At 55.5% G+C, this 1,096-nt stretch carries 1 protein-coding gene; it reads right to left on the bottom strand.

The window, feature by feature from the left end; all coding sequences use genetic code 11:
* Positions 1 to 286: 286 nt before the first annotated feature.
* Positions 287 to 1,096, bottom strand: an 810-nt coding sequence (pyk, locus tag WH277_RS05240; RefSeq protein ID WP_339504824.1) for a pyruvate kinase, incomplete at its 5' end; no start/stop codon positions are given.

Below are 1,096 nucleotides of genomic sequence, written 5' to 3'. Positions count from 1 at the left end.
ATATCAGGTGTCGGCGGGTCAGGCTCGACAGTGGAACAAATGACGCCATTCTGGCTCCCTCCAGGGGGTGTTTCATGCAGCAGCATGTCAGCGTTTGGAACCGCGCTAACATAACGTATTCTCGCCCGATCACAATGCATAAATATCAAGGTGAGGTCGCTGGCCCTTGAACGACATAAGGTGATGGAGAGCAGAGGGGTAATACGTTTTGCAGAGTGAGTCTAAGGCGAGAACGAAGTGAGGGTGAAAGCTATTGGGCCTTGCGGCCCAATAAGGTCAGGCGGGATTACTCAACGCGCAGCACACGGCTGGTATTGGTGGTTCCGGTGGTGCTCATCACATCGCCCTGGGTAACAATAACGAGGTCCCCTGACATCAGGAAGCCTTTTTCACGCAGCAGGTTTATCGCATCATGTGCAGCGGCAACACCATCATTATTGCTGTCGAAGAAGACCGGGGTGACGCCACGATACAGCGCGGTCAGATTCAGCGTACGCTCATGACGCGACATCGCGAAAATTGGCAGACCCGAGGTGATACGTGAGGTCATCAGCGCAGTACGGCCCGACTCGGTCATGGTGATAATGGCCGTGACGCCCTGCAGATGGTTTGCGGCGTACATTGCCGACATCGCAATGGCTTCTTCGATATTGTCGAACTGCACATCAAGACGGTGTTTGGAGACGTTAATGCTTGGGATCTTCTCTGCACCCAGGCAGACTTTCGCCATCGCTGAAACGGTTTCTGCCGGGTACTGACCTGCTGCCGTTTCCGCAGACAGCATAACGGCATCGGTGCCGTCGAGCACGGCGTTGGCCACGTCCATGACCTCTGCACGCGTCGGCATCGGGTTGGTGATCATCGATTCCATCATCTGGGTGGCAGTGATCACAGAACGATTTAACTGGCGAGCACGACGGATCAGGGCCTTCTGAATACCGACCAGCTCCGGATCACCAATCTCAACGCCCAGGTCGCCCCTGGCCACCATCACCACATCGGAGGCAAGAATGATGTCATCCATCGCTTCCTGGCTTGCCACGGCTTCGGCACGTTCCACTTTGGAGACGATTTTTGCATCACAGCCGGCTTCACG

This window comes from Erwinia sp. MYb416 (assembly GCF_037479575.1).
In the GTDB taxonomy this organism is placed as follows: domain Bacteria; phylum Pseudomonadota; class Gammaproteobacteria; order Enterobacterales; family Enterobacteriaceae; genus Erwinia; species Erwinia rhapontici.
The sequence above is the reverse complement of the archived record's forward strand: the minus strand, read 5'-3'. Positions and strand labels throughout refer to the sequence as shown.